The sequence below is a fragment of the Geodermatophilus sp. SYSU D00965 genome, from assembly GCF_054050075.1.
Window position 1 is genome coordinate 51,325 of record NZ_JBJGYQ010000016.1, and the last position, 17,590, is coordinate 68,914.

At 75.4% G+C, this 17,590-nt stretch carries 17 protein-coding genes; 11 read left to right on the forward strand and 6 right to left on the reverse strand.

Annotated features, from left to right (window positions below; all coding sequences use genetic code 11):
• Window positions 1–4: 4 nt before the first annotated feature.
• Window positions 5–712: a TetR/AcrR family transcriptional regulator C-terminal domain-containing protein gene (locus ACI789_RS16040; RefSeq protein WP_457010364.1), complete on the reverse strand. Its 708-nt coding sequence runs from the start codon at window positions 710–712 to the stop codon at window positions 5–7.
• 56 nt (window positions 713–768) lie between these two features.
• Between ACI789_RS16040 and ACI789_RS16045 the strand changes: the two genes are divergently transcribed.
• From ACI789_RS16045 to ACI789_RS16070, 6 genes are all read left to right on the forward strand, one after another.
• Entirely contained in the window at window positions 769–1,743 is a 975-nt protein-coding gene (locus ACI789_RS16045; protein WP_457010365.1) for an ATP-binding cassette domain-containing protein, read from the forward strand.
• Between the two features lie 2 nt (window positions 1,744–1,745).
• Window positions 1,746–2,618 carry an ABC transporter permease gene (locus tag ACI789_RS16050; protein WP_457010366.1) on the forward strand — a complete coding sequence of 291 codons (873 nt, stop codon included), beginning with the start codon at window positions 1,746–1,748 and terminating at the stop codon, window positions 2,616–2,618.
• 118 nt (window positions 2,619–2,736) lie between these two features.
• On the forward strand, window positions 2,737–3,432 hold the full coding sequence (gene mftE / locus ACI789_RS16055; protein ID WP_457010367.1) for a mycofactocin biosynthesis peptidyl-dipeptidase MftE: 696 nt from the start codon (window positions 2,737–2,739) through the stop codon (window positions 3,430–3,432).
• Window positions 3,433–3,471: 39 nt separating this feature from the next.
• A complete protein-coding gene (locus ACI789_RS16060) occupies window positions 3,472–4,014 on the forward strand; it encodes a cysteine hydrolase family protein (RefSeq protein ID WP_457010368.1) in 543 nt (180 codons plus the stop codon).
• Window positions 4,011–5,546 (forward strand): mycofactocin biosynthesis glycosyltransferase MftF, encoded by a 1,536-nt coding sequence (gene mftF, locus ACI789_RS16065; protein ID WP_457010369.1) that lies wholly within the window; start codon window positions 4,011–4,013, stop codon window positions 5,544–5,546. The genes ACI789_RS16060 and mftF overlap by 4 nt, the downstream gene beginning before the upstream one ends.
• Window positions 5,543–6,856 carry a GAF domain-containing protein gene (locus tag ACI789_RS16070; RefSeq protein WP_457010370.1) on the forward strand — a complete coding sequence of 438 codons (1,314 nt, stop codon included), beginning with the start codon at window positions 5,543–5,545 and terminating at the stop codon, window positions 6,854–6,856. Before mftF ends, ACI789_RS16070 begins: the two co-directional genes overlap by 4 nt.
• An 86-nt stretch (window positions 6,857–6,942) precedes the next feature.
• On the opposite strand, the gene ACI789_RS16075 is transcribed toward ACI789_RS16070, so the two are convergent.
• On the reverse strand, window positions 6,943–7,956 hold the full coding sequence (locus ACI789_RS16075) for an iron-siderophore ABC transporter substrate-binding protein (RefSeq protein WP_457010371.1): 1,014 nt from the start codon (window positions 7,954–7,956) through the stop codon (window positions 6,943–6,945).
• Window positions 7,957–8,252: 296 nt separating this feature from the next.
• Between ACI789_RS16075 and ACI789_RS16080 the strand changes: the two genes are divergently transcribed.
• The 4 genes from ACI789_RS16080 to ACI789_RS16095 all read left to right on the forward strand — a co-directional run bounded on the left by ACI789_RS16080 (window position 8,253) and on the right by ACI789_RS16095 (window position 13,223).
• The gene (locus ACI789_RS16080) at window positions 8,253–8,795 is read left to right on the forward strand and encodes a (2Fe-2S)-binding protein (protein WP_457010372.1); all 543 of its coding nucleotides are present in this window, start codon (window positions 8,253–8,255) and stop codon (window positions 8,793–8,795) included.
• Window positions 8,792–11,284, forward strand: a complete 2,493-nt coding sequence (locus ACI789_RS16085; protein WP_457010373.1) for a xanthine dehydrogenase family protein molybdopterin-binding subunit — start codon at window positions 8,792–8,794, stop codon at window positions 11,282–11,284. The genes ACI789_RS16080 and ACI789_RS16085 overlap by 4 nt, the downstream gene beginning before the upstream one ends.
• A gap of 28 nt (window positions 11,285–11,312) precedes the next feature.
• A complete protein-coding gene (locus ACI789_RS16090) occupies window positions 11,313–12,170 on the forward strand; it encodes an FAD binding domain-containing protein (protein ID WP_457010374.1) in 858 nt (285 codons plus the stop codon).
• A 96-nt stretch (window positions 12,171–12,266) separates the two neighbouring features.
• Complete coding sequence (locus ACI789_RS16095) at window positions 12,267–13,223, forward strand: SRPBCC family protein (protein WP_457010375.1); 957 nt, start codon at window positions 12,267–12,269, stop codon at window positions 13,221–13,223.
• Here ACI789_RS16095 and ACI789_RS16100 read toward each other — a convergent pair.
• From ACI789_RS16100 to ACI789_RS16110, 3 genes are read right to left on the reverse strand one after another with little or no spacing between them, the layout of a single operon-like run.
• Window positions 13,189–13,899 (reverse strand): alpha/beta hydrolase family protein, encoded by a 711-nt coding sequence (locus ACI789_RS16100; protein WP_457010376.1) that lies wholly within the window; start codon window positions 13,897–13,899, stop codon window positions 13,189–13,191. The genes ACI789_RS16095 and ACI789_RS16100 overlap by 35 nt on opposite strands.
• Window positions 13,896–14,570 (reverse strand): HAD-IA family hydrolase, encoded by a 675-nt coding sequence (locus ACI789_RS16105; protein WP_457010377.1) that lies wholly within the window; start codon window positions 14,568–14,570, stop codon window positions 13,896–13,898. Before ACI789_RS16105 ends, ACI789_RS16100 begins: the two co-directional genes overlap by 4 nt.
• Window positions 14,567–15,256, reverse strand: coding sequence for a DedA family protein (locus tag ACI789_RS16110; protein ID WP_457010378.1), 690 nt, complete (start codon window positions 15,254–15,256; stop codon window positions 14,567–14,569). Before ACI789_RS16110 ends, ACI789_RS16105 begins: the two co-directional genes overlap by 4 nt.
• 64 nt (window positions 15,257–15,320) lie before the next feature.
• Here ACI789_RS16110 and ACI789_RS16115 point away from each other — a divergent pair, with 64 nt between their 5' ends.
• Entirely contained in the window at window positions 15,321–16,619 is a 1,299-nt protein-coding gene (locus ACI789_RS16115; RefSeq protein ID WP_457010379.1) for an amidohydrolase family protein, read from the forward strand.
• A gap of 43 nt (window positions 16,620–16,662) precedes the next feature.
• Here the strand turns inward: ACI789_RS16115 and ACI789_RS16120 are convergent, their stop codons facing one another.
• Window positions 16,663–17,478: an MBL fold metallo-hydrolase gene (locus ACI789_RS16120; RefSeq protein ID WP_457010380.1), complete on the reverse strand. Its 816-nt coding sequence runs from the start codon at window positions 17,476–17,478 to the stop codon at window positions 16,663–16,665.
• Between the last annotated feature and the right edge of the window lie 112 nt (window positions 17,479–17,590).

A 17,590-nucleotide genomic window follows, 5' to 3' on the forward strand; every position in this document is an offset into this window, starting at 1 on the left:
CCGCTCAGCGGGCGTAGCGGGACCGCAGCCCGTCGAGCATCAGGTCCAGGCCGAACTCGAACGCGGCCGAGTGCGGGCGGTCGAGCAGCTCGGAGATGGCGGCCAGCAGCACGGGCTGGTCACTCAGCAGGTCCGCCCGCAGCGCGTTGAGGTCCTCGTCGTCCGCGTCCGGCAGCGGCTGGCTGCGCCCGCGCTCGGCCTCCGCCTGCCACTCGATGGCGCTGCCGATCACGTACGCGCCGATGGCGAACAGCGTCTGCTGGGCCTGGCCGGGCGTCATCCCGGCGTCCACCAGCGCGCCGAGCACCCGCTCGATCCCGGGGAGGCTGTCCGGGCTGGGCCGGTTGCCGGCGAGCACCCGGGGCGCGTCCCGGGTCGAGGTGAGCGCCGCGAACACGCGGCGGGCGTCCTCGCGCAGCCACTCCCACCACGGCTGGCCCTCCGCCGGCCCCGCGTAAGCCCGGCCGCTGCGCCGGACCAGCTCCTCGGCCATGAGGTCCATGAGCTGGCGCTTGTTGTCGACGTGCCAGTACAGCGTCGGGCCGGACACCCCCAGCCGGGCGGCGATCCGCCGGAAGGAGACCGCCTCCAGCCCGCCCTCGGCCAGCAGGGCCAGCGCCGCGTCGACCACCGCCTCGCGGGTCACCGGCGCCCGCTCGGTCCCCGCCTCGGCACTCCCGGGGGCCCGCTCGGTCGCCGCGTCAGGATTCACGCTTGACAGCCTAACGCTGTTAGAGGACGGTGTCCGCCGTGTCTAACGCCGTTAGAGTGCCGGCCATCGAGGTGGCCGGGTTGACGAAGACCTACAAGACCGGCGACACGGTGGTCGAGGCGGTCAAGGGCATCGACCTGCGGGTCGAGGCCGGGCAGACCTACGGCTTCCTCGGGCCCAACGGGGCGGGGAAGTCGACGACCATCGAGATGCTCTGCACCATCCGCAACCCGACGTCCGGCTCCGCGCGGGTGGCCGGGTTCGACGTCGTCCGCGAGCGCGACCAGGTGCGCCGCCGCATCGGGCTGGTCTTCCAGCAGCAGACCCTGGACCTGCAGCTCACCGCGGAGCAGAACCTGCGCTTCCACGCCGAGCTGTACGGGCTGACCCGCCCCGAGGCCGACCGCCGGATCGCCGAGGTGCTGGAGATGGTGGCGCTGGCCGACCGCCGCTCGGACACCGTCGCGCGCTTCTCCGGCGGCATGAAGCGCCGGCTGGAGATCGCCCGCGGCCTGGTCCACGCCCCGCAGGTGCTCTTCCTCGACGAGCCGACGATCGGGCTGGACCCGCAGACCCGCGCCGCGATCTGGGACCACCTGCGGTGGCTCCGCGAGAACAGCAGCATCACCGTCTTCGTCACCACGCACTACATGGACGAGGCCGAGCACTGCGACCGGATCGCGATCATGGACCACGGCGAGATCGTCGTGGAGGACACCCCCGAGGCGCTGAAGTCCAGCGTCGGCACCGACCGGATCGCGCTGCGCACCGACGACGACGAGCTGGCGATCGCCCGCGTCCGGGAGCGGCTGGGCATCGAGGCCGGCGTCCACGAGGGGCAGGTCACCCTGGCCGTGGCCGAGGGGGCGCAGGTGGTCCCGCGGCTGTTCACCGAGCTCGGCGTCGGCATCCGCTCGGTCACCGTCACCCGGCCCAGCCTCGACGACGTCTTCCTGACCTACACCGGCCGCACCATCCGTGACTCCGAGGGGCCCGGGCACCCGGCGTTCCCGTTCGCCGGGAGGCGATGAGCATGACCATCCGCGAGACCGCCCCCGACCTGTCCCCCGCGCCCCTGACCGAGGTCCGCAGCGACGCCGCGCACGAGCTGCGCGCCACCTGGGTGGTCATGCGCCGCGAGCTGCTGCGGCTCAAGCAGGACAAGGCCCGCATCCTCACCATGCTGCTGCAGCCGCTGCTGTTCATCTTCGTGATGGGCACCGGGCTGGCCAGCATCGTCGACACCGGCGGCAGCACGGACTTCCGCACGTTCCTCTTCCCCGGCGTCCTGGCGACGTCGGTGCTGTTCACCGCGGCGTTCGCCGGCATCAGCCTGGTGTGGGACCGGGAGTTCGGCTTCCTGCGCGAGATGATGGTCGCGCCGATCTCCCGCGGCTCGATCATCTGGGGCAAGTGCCTCGGCGGCGCCGTCGTCGCCACCGTGCAGAGCCTGGTCCTGCTGGCGCTGATGGGCACCGTCGGCATCCCCTACGCGCCGTCGCTGATCCTCGAGCTGATCGCCTGCCTGTTCCTCGGCTCGCTGCTGCTGACCGCGCTGGGCGTGCTGCTCTCCACCCGGATCAAGACCATCCAGACCGCGATGCCGGTCAGCCAGTTGCTGATCATGCCGATGATGTTCCTGTCGGGGGCGCTGTTCCCGATCTCGGGCCTGCCCGACTGGCTGGCGGTGCTCACCCGGCTCAACCCGCTGACCTACGTGGTTCAGCCGATGCGGTACTTCGTGCTCGAGCACCTGTCGCTGTCGGAGACCGAGCAGGCGCGGCTGGTGCCGGTGCTGACCTGGTTCGGCTGGCACGTGCCGGTGGCGGTGCAGCTGCTCACCGTCGCGGTGATCACCCTGGGCCTGGTCGCCGTGGCCGCTCGGGTCTTCAAGACCACGGAGTAGCAGGACCTGCAGGAGCACCCGGTAGCACGCTCGCGGCGAGCCTCAAAGGCCCCTGCAGGGTCCCGCCGCGAGCTTGCGAGGGGCGGGGGGCAGGGGGTCCTTTCACTAGGCTGCCCCGGTGAGTTCCCTCGCCGGGGCAGCCTGGCCCGACCTGCCGGAACGCCCACTCCTCCTCGTCCCCCTCGGCGCGGTCGAGCAGCACGGCCACCACCTGCCGCTGGCCACCGACACCACCGTGGCCTGCGCGGTCGCGGAGTCCGCGGTCGACGCCCTGGACGGCGTGCTGCTGGCCCCGGCGCTGGCCTACGGCGCCAGCGGCGAGCACGAGGACTTCCCGGGCACCATCTCCATCGGCACCGAGGCGCTGACCGGGCTGCTCGTCGAGTACGGCCGCTCGGCCGGCCGGTGGGTGGGGCGGCTGGTCGTCGTCAACGGCCACGGCGGCAACCTCGGCGCCCTGCGGACGGCGGTCCCGCGGCTGCGCTCGGAGGGGCGCGACGTCGCCTGGTTCCCGTGCGGCGTCCCCGGCGCCGACGCGCACGCCGGCCGCACCGAGACCTCGCTGGTGTTGCACGTGGAACCAGCGCGGGTGCGCGCCGACCGCGCGGTGGCGGGGGAGACGACGCCGATCGCGCAGCTGCTGCCCCGGCTGCGGGCCGAGGGCGTGCGGGCGGTCAGTCCCACCGGCGTGCTCGGCGACCCGGCCGGTGCCTCCGCGGAGGAGGGCGCGCAGCTCCTGGCGGCGATGGCGGCCCGGCTGGCCGACGCCGTCCGGACGTGGGACGTCGACGCCACCGGCCGGCTGCTCGGGTAGCCCCGGCCGGGGTCCGGGGGCCGGGTTATGGTCCGGAGCATGGGGTCCCCGTCCGGCTGGCTCGTCGTCGTCGACTACCAGGAGGTCTTCCGCGACCCCACGTCGCCGTGGACGACGCCCCGCTTCGACGAGATCCGCCCGCGCATCCGGTCGCTGGCCGAGGCCTTCGGCGACCGGGCGGTCTTCACCCGCTTCGTCGTGCCCGAGGAACCGGCCGGGGCGTGGGCCGACTACTACGCGAAGTACGACTACTTCCGCGCGGAGCACGCGATCCCGCTGCTCCAGCTGTCCGAGGACCCGGGCGAGCGCCGGGTCATCGAGGCACCGACGTTCGGCAAGTGGGTCCCCGAGCTCGCCGACCTCGTCGGGGACGGGCCGCTGACCGTCGCCGGCGTCGCCACCGACTGCTGCGTCCTGTCCACCGTGCTGCCCGCGGCCGACGCCGGCGTGCGGGTGCGGGTGGTCGCCGACGCCTGCGCCGGCGCCAGCGACCAGGCGCACGAGGACACCCTCGAGATCCTCGGCTGCTACGCGCCGCTGGTGGAGGTGACGACGACCGCCGAGGTGCTGGGCGAGGGATGACCGCCGGGGTGGGTGGGGGAGCGCCGGTCCCCCTGGCGCCGGCGGAGCGGCTGCCCGACGGGTTCGCCGTCCGGCTGGACCCGCGCACCCGGCGGCGGGACGGCGGGACGGCGCTGCTCGGCGGCTCCCCGCTGCGGCTGCTCCGGCTGCGGTCGCGGGCCCGTGACCTGCTGCGCGGCGACCGGCTCGTCGTCCGGGACGCCGCCACCGCCGCGCTGGCCGCGCGCCTGCTCGACGCGGGCCTGGCCCACCCGGACCTCGCCGGGCCGGTGCCGGTCGACCTCACCGTCGTCGTCCCGGTCAAGGACCGCCCGGTGGAGCTGGACCGGCTGCTGGCCGCGCTGCGCGCCGCCCCCGACACCGCCGCCGTCCCGGTGCTCGTCGTGGACGACGGCTCGGCCGACCCCGCCGCGGTGACGGCCACCGCCGCCCGGCACGGCGCCACGGTGCTCCGGCACCCCACCCCGCGCGGGCCGGCCGCCGCGCGCAACGCCGGGCTGCGGGCGGCGACCACCGACCTGGTCGCCTTCCTCGACTCCGACTGCGTGCCGCTGCCGGGCTGGGCGCGGGGCCTGGTCGGCCACGCGACCGACCCGCGGCTGGCCCTCGTCGCCCCCCGGATCACCGCCCTGCCCTCCCCGGCCGCCGGCTGGGTGGCCCCGTACGAGGCGGCGGTCAGCGCGCTGGACATGGGGTCGCACCCCGCGCCGGTCGCGGCCGGGACGGCGGTGTCGTACGTGCCCAGCGCCGCGCTCCTGGCCCGCCGCTGCGCGCTGGGCGACGGCTTCGACGAGTCGATGCGGGTGGCCGAGGACGTCGACCTGGTCTGGCGGCTGGCCGCGGCCGGCTGGCGGGTGCGGTACGAGCCGGCGGCCACGGTCGCCCACGAGCACCCCGCGCGGACCGCCGAGTGGCTGCGCCGACGCGCCTTCTACGGCACCGGCGCCGCGCTCCTGGCCGACCGGCACGGCGCCGCGGTCGCGCCCGTGGTGGTCTCGCCGTGGTCCGCGCTGGCCTGGGGGCTGGTGCTGACCGGACGCCGCGGCGCCGCGGTCGCCGCCGCCGGTGTGCTGGCCGCCGCGACCGGGCGGCTGGCGCGGCGGCTGGCCCGCCCCGGGGAGCGCCCACCGATCGGGCTCGCCGCGGTTCTCGTGCTGCGCGGCAGCGCCGCGGCCGGCCGCACCCTCGCCCGCAGCGCCACCCGGCACCACTGGCCGCTGGCGCTGCTCGCCGCGGCCGCGTCCCGGCGGGGCCGCTCCCGGATCGCCGGGGCCGCCCTCGCCGACGCCGTCCTCGCCTGGTGGCCGCACCGCCGGCAGGTCGGCCCGCTGCGCTTCGCCGCCGCCCGCCGGCTGGAGGACCTCGCCTACGGCACCGGGCTGTGGTGGGGCGCGCTGCGGGCCCGTGACGCGCGGGCGCTGCTCCCGGCCGCTCCACCCGACGCCGGCCGGCCCCGGGGTTCCCTGGTGGAAACGCGGGCCAGGGGCCACGATGGGCGCGAGATGAGCCCGAGCCCGCGGACGACGTCGTGACCACGGTCAACCCGTGGCTCGCCCTGCCCGAGGGCCGGCCCGACCCCGCTCTCGCCCGCCGGCTGCGCGCCGCCCACGAGGCGCTGGTCACCCGCGGCGGCCCCCCGGTGCGCGACGCCGTGCGGAGCGTCGTCTGGGACTCCTGGCGGCGCTGCCTGGGCAGCGGCGTCGACCCGGACGGCAGCGCGCCCCCCGTCGACCTCCTCGACGACGACCTGGTGGCCTACCGCGCCGCGCACCCCCTGGCCCCGGTCCTCCCGGTGATCCGCCGGCTGCTGGTCGAGGACGCCGAGGCCGACCAGATGATCGTCGCGGTCACCGACGCCGCGGGGCGGATGCTCTGGGTCGAGGGCGACCGCAGGCTGCGCTCCCGCGCCGAGGGGATGAACTTCGTCGAGGGTGCCCGCTGGTCGGAGGAGGTGGCGGGCACCAACGCGCCGGGCACCGCGCTGGCCCTCGACCACGCCGTCCAGATCTACGGCAGCGAGCACTACCGGCGGCCGGTGCAGAACTGGAGCTGCTCGGCCGCGCCGGTGCACCACCCGGTCACCGGCGTCCTGCTCGGCGCGATCGACGTGACCGGCGGCGACCACGTGGCCAGCCCGCAGGTGCTCACGCTGGTCCGCGCGACGGTCGCCGCGGTGGAGGCGGAGCTGCGCTGGCTGCACCGCGACGCCGGCGCCGCCCGCCGGCCCGCGCCGCCGGCCCCGCGGCTGGACGTCCTGGGCCGGGAGCGGGCGCGACTGCGGCTGCCCGGCGGTCCCGTCGAGCTCTCGCTGCGCCACTCGGAGCTGCTGCTGCTCCTCGCCGAGGCCGGCGCCACCGGGGGCGGCCGCACCGCCGAGCAGCTGGCCGCCGAGTGCCACGCCGGGGACGCCGCCGCGGTGACCGTCCGCGCGGAGCTGTCCCGGTTGCGCCGGCTGGTCGGCACCGACCTCGTCGGCTCCCGCCCCTACCGGCTGCTGGCCCCGCTGGAGACCGATGCCGGCCAGGTGCGCCGGCTGCTGGGCAGCGGTGCGGTCGGGGCCGCCCTGGAGCGCTACGCCGGTCCGGTGCTGCCGCGCTCGACGGCGCCCGGGGTCGTCGCCACCCGGGAGCGGCTGACCGCCCGCCTGCGCCAGGCGGTGCTGGCCAGCCGCCGCCCGGAGCTGGTGCTGCGGTACAGCCGGCTGCCCGAGGCGCACGACGACGTCGCCGTCTGGCAGAGCTGCCTGGAGTGGCTGCCGCCGGGGTCGCCGAGCCGGCCCGCGGTCGCCGCCCACCTGCACCGGCTGCGCCGCGCCCCCCGGGGACCGCTGCGCGTCCACTGAGGACGACGATCATGGGGTTCGGGAGACGACACGCTCCACGGCGTCGGCGTGTCGCTCCCCGGACGCCATGATCGCCGGGAGGGGCCTCAGCGCCCGAGCGCGTCCGCGAACAGCGGGACGGCGTTGTCCAGCGCGTAGCCGGTGCCCAGCGCCGAGCCACTGGAGAAGGCGCTGACCAGCGTCTGGTCCTCGAGGACGACGGCGTGCCCCTGCTGCACCGACGGCAGGGTCTGCCACACCGGGTTGCCGGTGATCTCCGCGGCGTCGACGAAGATCGGGAAGACGACGGTCAGCGGGGCGTCCAGCACCTGGAGCTGCTCGTCGCTGACGGAGACGAAGAAGTTCTCGCCCGCCAGGTCCTGGATCGCCGGCTTGTTGGTGAAGCCGAGGGCCTCCATGAAGTCGACGCGGGAGTCGCCGCGGACGTAGGCCCCGAAGCCCTCCGAGGTGTACGCGCCCACCGCGACCTCGGTGCCCTGGAACTCCGGGTTGGCCTCCCGGGCGTCGGCGAACTGCTGCTCGACGTCGTCGGCCAGCGTGGCGGCCTTCTCGCTGCGGCCGAGGGCCTGGCCGACCAGCTCCAGCTGCTGCTGCCACGTCGTCTGGTAGGGGCCCACCCCGTCGGGCTGGCCGACGGTGGGCGCGATCGCGTTGAGCGAGTCGTAGCGCTCCTGCGTGCCGTCCGACCGCGTGTCGAGGATGAGGTCGGGCTCCAGCGCGGCGATCGCCTCCAGGCTGGGCTCGAGGGTGTCGATGATCTCCGGGGCCTCGTCGTAGCGGCCCTCCGCCCACGGGCCCACCCCCTCGCCGCCGAAGCCGAGCCAGTCGCTGGCGCCGACCGGCTGCACGCCGAGCGCCAGTGCCGTCTCGGCGTCCGACCAGCCGAGCGCGACGACGCGCGTGGGCTCCTCCTCGACGGTGACGTCGCCGAAGGCGGTGGCCACGGTCACCGGGAACGCCCCGGACGCCTCGCCGGAGGGGGCGCCGGACGCGGTCGCGGCGCCCGGGTCGGCCTCCTCCGACGAGCCGGAGGTGCACCCGGCGACGAGGACGACGGCGGCCAGCAGGACGGTGCCGCGCAGGGCGGTGCGGACGATCATGGGCACTCCTTCGAGAGCAGGTGAGGCTCACCTAACTACCCCGAGGTCACGGCCCGATCACGGAGGTCCGCCAACCGCCGCTGCAACCCCGCTGCAACGTTGCGGTCCCGCGCTGTTCCGGTCCACGCGAGCGGTGCGACCTCCGCGGCTGCGGGCTACACGGCCGCGCCGTCCCCGCGGGTGCGGATCCGCGACGAAGAGCCGCGCAGATAAGCGTGGCCTAAGTCACTCCCCGGTTGCCAGACTCCCGGCCCAGGTGGCGATGCCACAGACCCCTGCAACGAAGCGGAGGATCCGTGACCCAGATCAACGTACGGGTCGACGGGGTGACCTACACCGACGAGGTCGAACCCCGGACCCTGCTCGTCCACTACCTGCGCGAACACCTGGGCAAGGTGGGCACCGTCGTCGGCTGCGACACCAGCAACTGCGGCGCGTGCACCGTGCACCTCGACGGTGCGGCGGTGAAGTCCTGCACCGTGTTCGCCGTCCAGGCCGACGGCAGCGAGGTCACCACCATCGAGGGCCTCTCCGAGGGCGGCGACCTGCACCCCGTGCAGAAGGCGTTCCGCGAGATGCACGGCCTGCAGTGCGGCTTCTGCACCCCGGGGATGATCATGGCCTCGGTCGACCTGCTCAAGGAGAACCCCGACCCCAGCGACACCGAGGTCCGCGAGGGCATCGAGGGCAACCTCTGCCGCTGCACCGGCTACCAGAACATCGTCCGGGCCGTGCGCGCCGCCGCCGCGGAGATGAGCGGCCGCGGCACCGCCGACGAGGACGTCCGCCCGGCCGCCGTGGACACGGCCGCCGCCGACCACGTGGTGGTGCAGGCATGACCGTCACCGAGGACGCCGCGGCGCAGGCCCCGGCCAAGGAGGTCGGGAAGGCCCGCCGCCGCAAGGAGGACGCCCGGCTGATCACCGGCCGGACGACGTGGACCGACAACACGGTGCTGCCCGGGATGCTGCACATCTCGGTGGTTCGCAGCCCCGTCGCCCACGCCAAGATCGGCAACGTCGACGTCACCGCGGCCGCGCAGGCGCCGGGCGTGGTCGCCGTGTTCACCGGCCGCGACTTCGCCGAGGAGCAGGGCTCCATCCCCTGCGCCTGGCCGGTGACGCCGGACATGGTCAACCCCGGCCACCCCTCGGTCGCGGTCGAGGAGGTCAACCACGTCGGCGAGGCCGTCGCGGTGATCGTCGCCCGGAGCAAGGCGGCCGCGCAGGACGCCGTCGAGCTGGTCGACGTCGACTACGACCCCCTGCCGGTGGTGCTCGACATGGAGGAGGCGATCGGGCAGCAGCCGGCGCTCTGCCACGACCACCTCGAGTCCAACCAGAGCTTCCACTTCGTGTTCGACGCCGGGGAGGCCGGCACGGGCAGCGACACCGAGCATGCGTTCGCCGACGCCGAGGTGGTCGTGAGCCGCCGGTTCGTCCAGCAGCGGCTGATCCCGGCGTTCATGGAACCCCGGTCGGTCGTCGTCCAGCCCCAGGGCGACAACTACACGATGTGGTCGGCCACCCAGGTCCCGCACATCCTGCGGATCATGCTGGCGATGGTCACCGGCGTGCCCGAGCACAAGCTGCGGGTCATCGCGCCGGACGTCGGCGGCGGGTTCGGCGGGAAGCTGCAGGTGACGCCGGAGGAGGTCATCAGCCTGCTGGTGGCGCGCCGGCTGGGCAAGCCGGTCAAGTGGACCGAGACCCGCAGCGAGTCGCTGATGACCGCCCACCACGGCCGCGACCAGATCCAGTACGTCGACATCGCCGCCGACCGCGAGGGCAACGTCAAGGGCCTCCGGGTCCGGCTGCTCGCCGACATGGGCGCCTACCTGCGGCTGGTCAGCCCCGGCGTGCCGGTCCTCGGCGCCTTCATGTTCAACGGCATCTACAAGTTCCCGGCCTACCGCTTCGAGTGCCAGGGGATCTTCACCAACAAGGTGCCCACCGACGCCTACCGCGGCGCCGGCCGGCCCGAGGCCACGTTCGCCGTCGAGCGGATCATGGACGAGCTCGCCGTCGAGCTCGGCATGGACCCGCTGGAGCTGCGCCGGAAGAACTGGATCCAGGCGGAGGAGTTCCCGTTCACCACGGTCGCGGGGATGACCTACGACAGCGGGGACTACGAGAGCGCGACCCGGCAGGCGCTCGAGCTCATCGGCTACGACGAGCTGCGCGAGGAGCAGCGGCGGCGCCGCGAGTCGAACGACCCGGTGCAGCTGGGCATCGGCTTCTCGACGTTCACCGAGATGTGCGGCCTGGCGCCCTCCCGGGTGCTCGGCTCGCTCTCCTACGGCGCCGGCGGCTGGGAGCACGCCGCGATCCGGATGCTGCCCACCGGCAAGGTCGAGGTGGTCACCGGGTCCTCCGCGCACGGCCAGGGCCACGAGACGGCGTGGAGCCAGCTGGTGGCCGACCAGCTGGGGGTGCCGTTCGAGGACGTCGAGGTGCTGCACGGCGACACCTCGGTCGCGCCGCGCGGGCTGGACACCTACGGGTCCCGGTCCCTGGTCGTCGGCGGGGCGGCGGTGGTGAAGGCCGCGGACAAGGTGGTCGCCAAGGCCCGCACGGTCGCCGCGCACCTGCTCGAGGCCAGCGAGGACGACCTGGAGTTCTCCGGCGGGAAGTTCTCCGTCCGCGGCACGCCCGGGTCGGAGATCGGCATCCAGGAGATCGCCCTGGCCACGTTCGCCGCGCACAACTTCCCCGAGGGGGTGGAGCCCTCGATCGACGCGGACGCGACGTTCGACCCGGAGAACTTCTCCTTCCCGCACGGCACGCACATCTGCGCCATGGAGGTCGACACCGAGACCGGCATGGTGAAGATCCGCAAGTACGCCTGCGTGGACGACGTCGGCACGATCGTGAACCCGCTGATCGTCGAGGGGCAGGTCCACGGCGGCCTGGCGCAGGGCATCGCCCAGGCGCTGTTCGAGGAGGCCGTCTACGACGCCGACGGCAACCTCACCACCGGCACCTTCGTCGACTACCTGGTCCCGTCGGCGGCCGACCTGCCGCACTTCGACACGGGCAACACGGTGCACGTCGCCCCGGGCAACCCGATCGGGGCCAAGGGCGTCGGCGAGGCCGGCTGCATCGCCAGCACGCCGGCGGTCGTCAACGCCGCCCTCGACGCCGTCCGGCACCTGGGGGTCGACGACATCCGCATGCCGCTGACGCCCGAACGCGTGTGGCGGGCCATCCACCAGGGCGGGGACGGCGGCGACCGCGCCACCGCCGGCACCAACGCCTACGGCGGGGCGCAGACCGAGACCACCGCCGGCGTCTCCACCCCGCAGTCGTCCCTCGGAGGTGACCGGTGATCTGCCGATACGACGAAGGAGTAGAGCCGTGATCCCCGCTCCGTTCGCATACGCCCGGCCGACCACGGTCGACGAGGCCGTGCAGGCCGTCGCCGAGGGCGGCGAGGACGTCAAGATCCTCGCCGGTGGGCAGTCGCTCATCCCGGTCATGCGGTTGCGGCTGGCTGCTCCGGAGACGGTCGTGGACCTGGGCCGGGTCGGCGAGATGCGCGGCGTCCGGGACGACGGCGACGCGATCGTCATCGGCGCGATGACGACCCACCACGACGTCATGACCGACCCGCTGGTGCAGCAGTACGCACCGCTCATCGCCGAGGCGACCGAGACGGTGGCCGACCGGCAGGTGCGGGCCCGCGGCACCTTCGGCGGGGCGCTGGCCCACGCCGACCCGGCCGGGGACCTGCCGGCGGTGGCGCTGGCCCTGGACGCCGAGTTCGTCATCGCCGGCCCGAACGGGCGGCGCACGGTGCCCGCGGCGGACTTCTTCGTCGACTACCTCACCACCGCGCTGGAGGAGGGGGAGCTGCTCGTCGAGATCCGCGTCCCCAAGCTCTCCGGCCAGTGGGGGATGCACTACGAGAAGTTCAACCGGGTGGCCCAGGCCTGGTCGATCGTCGCCGTCGCCGCGGTGGTGCGGCGGGAGGACGGCCGCATCGCGGAGGCCCGGATCGGGCTGACCAACATGGGCCCGACGCCGCTGCGTGCCCGGGCGGTGGAGGCCGCCCTGGCCGGGGCGGAGGCCAGTGCGGACGCCGTCGCGGCCGCCGCCCGGTCCGCCGCCGAGGGCACCAGCCCGAGCAGCGACCTCAACGCGCAGGCCGACTACCGGCAGCACCTGGCGCAGGTGCTGACCCGGCGAGCGGTCAGCGTCGCCGCGGGGTTGTAGCGTCCATCACCAACCCCCGGAACCCGCCAGTCCCCTCGGCCGGCCCGCCCCCACGGGGGTGGACCGGCCGAGCTCCGTAGCCCAGGAGGTCGCACCGTGCAGTTGGAGAACTCGTTCACCGTCCCCGTGCCCATCGACGAGGCCTGGCGGGTGCTGCTGGACATCGAGCGCATCGCGCCGTGCATGCCCGGCGCCGCCCTCGACTCGGTGGAGGGCGACGACTTCACCGGGCGGGTGAAGGTCAAGCTCGGCCCGATCAACCTCACCTACCAGGGCAAGGCGTCGTTCGTGGAGAAGGACGAGGCCGCGCACAAGGCGGTCATCGACGGTCGCGGCAAGGACCAGCGCGGCAACGGCACCGCCGCCGCGCTCATCACCGCCCAGCTGAAGGCCGAGGGCGACACCACGCGGGTCGACGTCCTCACCGACCTGAACATCACCGGCCGTCCGGCGCAGTTCGGCCGCGGCGTGATGACCGACGTCGGCAACAAGCTGCTCGGCCAGTTCGCCGACAAGCTGGCCGCGCAGCTCGGCGCGGGCGACGCGGGGGCGGCCCCGGCGCCCACCGAGGCGGCCGCACCGCCGGCCCCGGGTGCGGCGGCCACGGTCGCCGGCGCGGCCGAGGAGGTCGCCGCGGCGGCCGAGGCCTCGACCAGCGCGGAGCCGGCCAAGAAGGCCGCGGCCGCGGCCCGCAAGACCGCTGCTGCGGCGGCGGACCGGGCGGCCGGGACGTCGGCCTCGGTCGGGGACACCGTGCCGGTGAGCACCCCGGCCGGCCCCGCCCCGACGCCGGCCTCCACGCCGGCCGAGCCGGCCACCGCGGCTCCGGGCGCGGCGGCCCCGGTCACCGCCCCCACCACCACCCCGGCCGGTCCGGCGGCGACCCCCGCGAGCACGTCGGCCCGGCCGGCCGCGGCGGCCGAGCCCGAGCCGATCGACCTGCTCGAGGTGGCCGGGGGCGCGGCGCTGACCCGCTACGCCAAGCCGCTGGGCGTGGCCGCGGCGGTGCTGCTGCTGGTCAGCCTCGTCGTCCGGCGCCGCCGCCGGCGCTGACCCCGGTGCCGCCGGACCCGTGCCCGCGCGGCGCGGGTCCGGCGGCTCCGCGGCGGAGGCCGGCGACGCCCTCGAGCCCGTCCATCGCCGCGGCCGCGACGACGTCCGGGTTCGCCCGGAGCGCGTGGTCGCCGGGGACGCCGTAGAGCGAGACGCCGGGCTGCCCGGTCAGGACGGCGGCGAGCTCCTCCGGGCGGCCCATGGCGTCGGTCTCGCCCTGCACCACGACCAGCGGCACCGGGACCGCGGTGAGCTCGGTGGCGCGGCTGCGCTCGGGCCGGCTCGGCGGGTGCAGCGGGAAGGCCAGGCAGAGGACCGCCGCCGCCCCCTGCTCGGCCGCGGTGCGGCAGGCCACCCGCGCGCCCGCGCTGCGCCCGCCCAGGACGAGCGGTCCCGCCAGCCGGTCGTCGTCCCGCAGGCCGTCGAGCACCGCCGCCCAGCCGACGTCCAGCCGCGCCGGGGCCGGGGCGATCCGCTTGCCGGCGACCCGCCACGGCTGCTCCACGCGCAGCACCCGCCACCCGGCCGCTGCCGCGGCGGCGGTCACCGCCACCAGGTCGGCCGACTCGATCCCCCCGCCGGCGCCGTGTCCCAGGACCAGCGTGCCGCGGAGCTCGCCGGCCGCGTCCGTCGCGGTGACCCGGGCCGGGCCGAGCCGGGTCGCGTAGCGCGTCACGGCCGCGGCAGGGCCAGCAGCGCGTCGACGGCGCCGGCCAGGTCCTCGGCGACGAGCGCGGCCGGGTCGTACACGTCGGGGTAGCTGCGCTCGGTGCGCGGGAACCAGGCGCCGGTCAGGCCGGCCCGCAGGGCGCCGTGCACGTCCCAGCCGTGGGCCGCGATGAGCGCCAGGCGCCCGGGCTCGACGTCGCAGACCCCGGCCGCCCACAGGTAGACCTCGCGGGCCGGCTTCCAGGCCCGGATCGCCTCGCTGGACAGCGATCGTTCCACCAGCGGCGCGACACCGCCGCGCTCCAGCCCGGCCTCGGCGACCCCCGGCGCGCCGTGGGTCAGCGTCACCACGCGGACGCCGGCCTCGGTGAGCCGGCGCAGCGCCGGCTCGACGTCGGGGTGCGGCGCCAGCTCGAGGAAGGCGTCGGCGACCCGGGACCGGTCGGCGGCCGACAGCGGGGTCGCCTGGGCGAGGGCGGCGTCGAAGGCCTGCCGGAAGCGGATCCAGGTGCCGGCCGCGGCGGTCGCGAAGCCGGTGAGCAGGGTCCGGGCGAAGACGGTGGACAGCAGGTCGGCGGGCTGGTCGAGCTCGACGAGCGCGGCCCGCACGGGGGCGAGGTCGAGCAGCGTCTCGTTGACGTCGAAGGCGACGACCTCGGGGCGGACGGGCGCGTTCACGCCGCGGGACGGTCCACGCCGCCGGCCTCGGGGCCCCGGGCCGCGCCCTCCCGTCGGTGACGGCGGACGTCCCGGTAGCGCTTCACCACCAGGTAGCCGATGCCGAGCACCACGGCGGCGACGACGGCGTAGTCGAGGTAGTGCAGGTTGGCCTGCACGAAGTCGCCGGCCGCCACGCCCAGGCCGATGAGCACGCTGTTCCAGATGAGGCTGCCGCCGGCGGAGAACAGGAGGAACTGGCCCAGCGGCATCCGCACGACGCCGGCGGGCACGGAGATGAAGCTGCGCACGATCGGCACCATGCGGCCGAAGAACACCGCCGGCCGGCCGTGCCGCTCGAACCAGGCGAAGGTCTTGTCGACGTCCTCGGTCTCCACCAGGGGCAGCCGGTCGAGGAAGGCGTGCGAGCGGCGCGGGCCCAGCGCCCGGCCGACGTAGTAGAAGAAGATCGCGCCGAGGACCGACCCCAGCGTGGCGAACAGGACCACCGGGACGACGTTCATCCGGCCGTCGTTGATCAGCACGCCGGCCAGGCCGAGCACCGCCTCGCTGGGGATCGGCGGGATGACCGTCTCCAGCAGGATGGCGAAGCCGACGCCCACGGCGCCGAGCTTCTCGACCAGGTCGAGCAGGAAGCCGGTGATGCCGCCCTGGTCGGAGGATGCAGCGGCGGCGAGGAACGACATGGCCTCCACGGTAACGGCGCGCTCCGGGAGGGACCTGGCAGCGACGGGGGTAGGTTCGCCGTCCATGCGGCAGCGCTTCACCGCCCGGGCCGTCGTCGTGGGGGACCGTGCGGGCACGGTGGTCCTCGACGGCGTGGTCGACGTCGAGGACGGCCGGATCGGCTGGGTAGGACCGGCCGCCGACGCCCCGCCGGCGGCCGACGCCGAGGTCGTCGCCGTCCCGGGCGTGCTCCTGCCGGGGCTGGTCAACGCCCACTCGCACGCGCCGATGGTGCTCTTCCGCGGGCAGGCCGAGGGGTTGCCGCTGGCGCGCTGGCTGCGCGAGGTGATCTGGCCGCGGGAGGCGCGGCTGACCCCCGACGACGTCGAGGTCGCCATGGAGGCGGCGTCGGCGGAGATGCTGCGCGGCGGGGTCACCACCAGCGTCGAGATGTACTTCGAGCCCGAGCGGATCGCCGCCGCCGTCGGGCGCACCGGGGCGCGCGCCGTCGTCGCCACCCCGCTGATCCCGCTGCCCGGGATGCCGCCGCTGGCCGACCAGCTGGAGGACGCCGTCGCCCTGGCCGGCCGCGCTCCCGGGGACGGCACCGTGGAGTTCGGCATCGGCCCGCACGCGGCGTACACGATCCCGCTGCCGGTGCTGCGGGACGCCGCGGCGGCCGCCCGCGAGCACGGCCTGCTGCTGCACCTGCACGTGGCCGAGACGATCGCCGAGGACGCCGACCTGCTGGTCACCCACGGGCTGTCGGTCCCCGCGCTGCTGGCCGCGCACGACGTGCTCGGCGGGCGGGTGCTCGCCGCGCACTGCGTCCACCTCGGCGAGGGCGACCTGGAGCTGTGGCGGGAGTACGACGTCGCGGTCGCCCACTGCCCGGCGTCCAACGCCAAGCTGGCCAGCGGGATCGCGCCGGTGCGGGCGATGCTCGACCGCGGCGTCCGGGTCGGGCTGGGCACCGACGGGCCGGCGTCCAACGACGGGCTGGACCTGCTGGGCGACGTCCGGCTGGCCGCGCAGCTGGCCCGGCTGCGGGAGCACTCCGCGACCGCGCTGACCGCCGCCGAGGCGTTCTGGCTGGCCACCGGCGGCGCCGCCGACGCGATCGGCCGGCCCGACCTCGGGCAGCTGGCGCCCGGCCGGCGCGCCGACCTGGTGCACGTCGACAGCCGGGACCTGCTGTTCGAGCCGGTGCTCAGCCCGCCTGACGTGCTCACCCACCTGGTGTGGTCCGGCGCCTCCCGGCTGGTGCGCGACACCTGGGTGGGCGGCCGGCAGGTGGTGCGCGACGGCGTCTGCACCACGGTGGACGCCGAGGAGCTGCGCGCAGACGTCGCCGCCCGCGCCGCCCGCCTCGCCGCCCGCTGAGTGGAGTGTGGGAGTGCAGGAGACCTTCCCTCCCACACTCCACTCAGGGCCGCAGGCTGATCGTCTCGCCGCGCACCACGGGGCGGAGCTCGCCCGGCACGCGGCGCGCGGCGACCTCGCGGACGAAGTCCCCCAGCGGCGAGGCGAACCGGTCGTAGTCGTCGTAGTGGACCGGCACGGTCACCGGCGGCTTGAGCAGCTCGACGAGGTCGGCGCCCTGCCGGCCGTCCATGGTGACGGTGACGCCGAGCGCCTTGGTGCCGCCGAGGTGGGGGATGAGGACGTCGAGCGGGCCGCAGCGCTGCAGCACCTCGCCGAGCCACGGCCGGTAGATCGTGTCGCCGCTGATGTAGCCGCGCCACGACACCTCGCCGTCCCGCACCAGCTCGAGCACGCTGCCCATCACCGGCGGGAGCAGCTTCCCGACCGGGCCGGGGCCGTGGACGCCGGGGACGGAGGTGATCCGCAGGGTCTCGCCGTCCCGCGCGTGCTCGTGCCGCTGCCAGGGCTGCAGGTCGACGGTCTCGCGGAAGCCGCGGCGGTCCAGGGCCTTGGCCGCCGCCTGCGTGGTCACCACCGGCGTGCCCTTGTCCAGGGTGCGGGTGGCGATGCGGTCCCAGTGGTCGGCGTGGAAGTGCGACAGCAGGATCGCGTCGAGCCGGGGGAGCAGCGTCGGCTGCAGCGCCGGCTCGGTGAGCCGCTTGGTCCACAGACCCTTGCCGAGGTAGGCCCGCTGCCCGCGGTGCAGGAAGTTCGGGTCGGTGAGCAGGGTGAACCCGCCGATCCGCAGCAGGGTGGTGGCGTTCCCGCCGAAGGTGAGCGTGACGTCGTCGGTGCCGGACGGCGGGGTCGAGGCCATGCCGACTCGACTACCCGTGCCGCGCCGGGACGACGCCGTCCGCCGGTCGAGTTCCCGTGATCTCGCACGGACCGAGCCCGTTCCGCGTGCGAGATCGCGCGATCTCGACAGG

Coding starts and splice junctions, on each gene's coding strand:
- ACI789_RS16050 (WP_457010366.1), top strand. CDS start 1,746: ATGACCATCCGCGAGACCGCCCCCGACCTGTCCCCCGCGCCCCTGACC.
- ACI789_RS16060 (WP_457010368.1), top strand. CDS start 3,472: ATGGGGTCCCCGTCCGGCTGGCTCGTCGTCGTCGACTACCAGGAGGTC.
- mftF (WP_457010369.1), top strand. CDS start 4,011: ATGACCGCCGGGGTGGGTGGGGGAGCGCCGGTCCCCCTGGCGCCGGCG.
- ACI789_RS16075 (WP_457010371.1), bottom strand. CDS start 7,956: ATGATCGTCCGCACCGCCCTGCGCGGCACCGTCCTGCTGGCCGCCGTC.
- ACI789_RS16085 (WP_457010373.1), top strand. CDS start 8,792: ATGACCGTCACCGAGGACGCCGCGGCGCAGGCCCCGGCCAAGGAGGTC.
- ACI789_RS16110 (WP_457010378.1), bottom strand. CDS start 15,256: ATGTCGTTCCTCGCCGCCGCTGCATCCTCCGACCAGGGCGGCATCACC.
- ACI789_RS16115 (WP_457010379.1), top strand. CDS start 15,321: ATGCGGCAGCGCTTCACCGCCCGGGCCGTCGTCGTGGGGGACCGTGCG.
- ACI789_RS16120 (WP_457010380.1), bottom strand. CDS start 17,478: ATGGCCTCGACCCCGCCGTCCGGCACCGACGACGTCACGCTCACCTTC.